Source organism: Streptomyces boncukensis (genome assembly GCF_011045075.1).
In the GTDB taxonomy this organism is placed as follows: Bacteria; Actinomycetota; Actinomycetes; order Streptomycetales; family Streptomycetaceae; genus Streptomyces; species Streptomyces boncukensis.
The window spans coordinates 1-3,363 of record NZ_JAAKZZ010000670.1; the positions used below are offsets into that span (position 1 = coordinate 1).

Sequence of the window (3,363 nt, forward strand, 5' to 3'; positions counted from 1 at the left end):
GGGCCGGGGCCGGGGGCCGTCCGCACGATCTCGCTGTGCACCCGGGTGAGGAGGTCGGCCAGCCGGAGGCCGAGGGCCTGCGCCGCCGCCGCGAGGACCTCGGACGACGCCTCCTTCAGGCCCCGCTCCACCTCGGACAGGTACGGCATGGAGATCCGGGCCTCGTCGGCGACATCCTGCAGCGTTCGCTCCTGGGCGAGCCGTTCGCGGCGCAGGACGTCGCCGACGAGGTCCCGCCAGAGCGGTTCCTTCGCCGGGGGCTCGGCGCCCGGCCGTACCGGGCGCAGCGGAATGACGCGGGCGCGGGCTTCGTTCGGCGCGTGCTGGGTCACGCCCTCAGCCTAGGCGCGCGGGGCGCTCCGCGGCGCGCCCCGCGCTTCTGCCCTGGGCGAAGTCCCGGGCCCGCCGCGCGCGTCGGCGCGCCGCCGCTCAGCTCCGCGGGTACGTCAGCCCGTAGCCGTACGGGAACAGCGGGCGCTGTCCGTCCCCCGCGTTGATCGGGAGCTGGTCGGCGTCGCGCATCCAGGTGACCGGCAGCTTGCCGGTGGGGCGGCGGTCGCCGAACAGGACGTCGGAGACGCCGTCGCCCTCGGTGCCCGGCAGCCAGGAGGCCAGCAGCGCGTCCCAGCCTGGCAGCCGGCCGGCGATGTCCAGCGGCCGGCCGGAGACGAGGACGACCGCGACCGGGACGCCGGACGCCTTCAGCTTCTTCAGCGTGGCCAGGTCCTCCTCGTCCAGGCCCATGCCGCCGGGCCGGTCGCCCTCGCCCTCGGCGTACGGCGTCTCGCCGACCACCGCGACGGCGGCGTCGTAACTGCCGTCGACACCGTCGCCCTCGCGGTCGTAGGTGACCGTGCCGGCCGGGCCCGTCTGCGCGCGGATGCCGTCGAGGATGGTGGTTCCGGGGGTGATGGCACCGCTCTCGCCCTGCCAGGAGATGGTCCAGCCGCCGGACTGGTTGCCGATGTCGTCGGCGTTCTTGCCCGCCACGAACAGCTTGCCGTCCTTCTTCAGCGGCAGCACGCCGCCGTCGTTCTTCAGCAGCACCTGCGACGCGCCCACCGCCTCGCGGGCGAGGGCGCGGTGCCGGGGCGAGCCGATGTCGCCGGTGTACGAGCGGTCGGTGAAGGGGCGTTCGAAGAGGCCGAGTTCGAACTTCTTGGCGAGGATGCGGCGGTTGGCGTCGTCGATCCGGGACACCGGGATCCGGCCGGCGTCGACCTCCCCGCGCAGCAGGGTGAGGAACTTCCGGTAGTCGTGCGGGACCATCACCATGTCGATCCCGGCGTTGACGGCCCGGCGGACCTCGGCGCCGGTGAACCCCTCCTCGCCGTCGATCTGGTCGATCCCGGCCCAGTCGGAGACGACGAAGCCCCCGAAGCCCAGCTCCTTCTTCAGCACATCGGTGACGAGGTACCGGTGGCCGTGCAGCTTCTTCCCGTTCCAGCTGCTGAAGGACACCATGACGGAGCCCGCGCCGCGCTCGACCGCCTTCTTGAAGGGCGGGAGGTGGACGGCGCGCAGCTCCCGCTCGCTCAGCTCGGTGTCCCCCTGGTCGACGCCGCCGGTGGTGCCGCCGTCGCCGATGTAGTGCTTGGCGGTGGCGAGCACGCCCGAGCGGCCGAGCCGGTGCTGGAGCCCGGAGATCTCGGTGGTCATGGCGGCGGGGAGCGCCGGGTTCTCGCCGTAGGACTCATAGGTCCGGCCCCACCGGTCGTTGCGGGCCACGCACAGGCACGGCGCGAAGTTCCAGTCGATCCCGGTGCCCGCGACCTCGCGCGCCGTGGCCCGCCCGATCCGGCGCACCAGCCCGGGGTCCCGGGTGGCGCCGAGGCCGATGTGGTGCGGGAAGACCGTGGCGCCCCGGACGTTGCCGTGCCCGTGCACGGCGTCCACGCCGTAGATCATGGGGATGCCGAGGCGGGAGGTCAGCGCGGTGCGCTGGAAGCCGTCGTACATATCGGCCCAGCCCTTCGGGGTGTTCTCCTCCGGCGCGGAGCCGCCGCCGGAGAGCACCGAGCCGAGGCCCAGCGCCGCGAGGTCCGAGCGGTCGGGGGTGAGGGCGCTGCGCTCGGCCTGCGTCATCTGGCCCAGCTTCTCGTCCAGGGTCATCCGGGAGAGCAGGTCGTCGACGCGCTGGTCGACGGGGAGGCGGGCGTTCCGGTACGCGGGGCGCCCGGCGTCGGCACCGGAGTCGGCGGCGGAGTCGGCGGCGACGCCGGTGGCGGGCGCCGCGACGGCGGCGAGGGCGAGCGTGCTCACCCCGATGACGATGCGCTGTGTGAGCCCGAGGCGTCTCATATGTCCCTCTCTGTCGCGGGAGCCTCTCACGGTAGAGGGCCCGCAGGATGACATGAACACCTCGCGCGGGTGGTGGTGTTGATTTCCGTTGGATTTCAGCCGTCCGGGTGATTCAGCGGGCTGTGTCCGTCAAAGGGCTGTGTCGGTCAAGGGGAAGTGGCAGGCCACCCGGTGGCCCGGCGCGGACGGCTCGACGGGCGGCGGCTCCTGCTCCGCGCACAGCTCGGTGGCCAGCGGGCAGCGGGTGCGGAACCGGCAGCCGGAGGGCGGGTCGGCGGCTGAGGGGATCTCGCCCTCCGGGGGCTCATCCGCGTTCAGCAGGGCGCGGGTGTACGGGTGCAGCGGGCGCGCGAAGACCTCCGCCGCGCGGCCCGTCTCCACGAGGGTGCCCAGGTACATCACACCGACCCGGTCGGCGAGGTAGCGCACGACCGCAAGGTCGTGCGAGATGAACAGATAGCTGAGCCCCTTCTCCCGCTGCAGATCCCGCATCAGATTGAGGATCTGCGCCTGCACGGAGACGTCCAGCGCGGAGACCGGCTCGTCCGCGACGACGAGCGAGGGGCCCAGCGCCAGGGCCCTGGCCAGGCCCAGCCGCTGGCGCTGGCCGCCGGAGAACTCGTGCGGATAGCGGTGCACGGCGGCCCGCGGCAGCCCCACGTCGTCCAGCAGGCCGCCGATCCGCTCGTCCTGCTCCGCGCGGTCGCCGATGCCCTGGATCGCCAGCGGTTCCCGCAGGATCGCGCCGACCCGCATCCGCGGGTCCATGGAGGCGTAGGAGTCCTGGAACATCAGCTGCACCTCGCGCCGGTGGGCGTGCAGCGCGGCGCGGCCCAGCGCGGTGATGTCCCGCTCCGCGTAGCGGACCGTGCCGCCGGTCGGCGGCTCCATACCGACCGCCATCCGGCCCAGCGTGGACTTTCCGCACCCGGACTCGCCGACGATCCCGAACGTCTCCCCGCGCCGTACGGTCAGCGAGACCCCGGTGACCGCGCTCACCCGGCGCCGGTTGCGCCGCCGGGTGAACGGGCCGCCCCGCAGGTCGTACTCCGTGCTGCTTTC

3 protein-coding genes are annotated in these 3,363 nt (G+C 73.6%); all 3 read right to left on the minus strand.

Translation table 11 applies throughout. From position 1 onward, the window contains the following. Positions 1 to 332 (minus strand): helix-turn-helix domain-containing protein (locus G5C65_RS34000; protein WP_165302913.1); only part of this gene is annotated, 332 nt, incomplete at its 3' end. Positions 333 to 429: 97 nt separating this feature from the next. Further along, positions 430 to 2,301, minus strand: coding sequence for a glycoside hydrolase family 3 protein (locus tag G5C65_RS34005; RefSeq protein WP_165302914.1), 1,872 nt, complete (start codon positions 2,299 to 2,301; stop codon positions 430 to 432). Between the two features lie 129 nt (positions 2,302 to 2,430). Beyond that, positions 2,431 to 3,363: ABC transporter ATP-binding protein (locus G5C65_RS34010; protein ID WP_165302915.1), on the minus strand; the 933-nt coding region annotated here is incomplete at its 5' end.

Coding starts and splice junctions, on each gene's coding strand:
- G5C65_RS34005 (WP_165302914.1), bottom strand. CDS start 2,301: ATGAGACGCCTCGGGCTCACACAGCGCATCGTCATCGGGGTGAGCACG.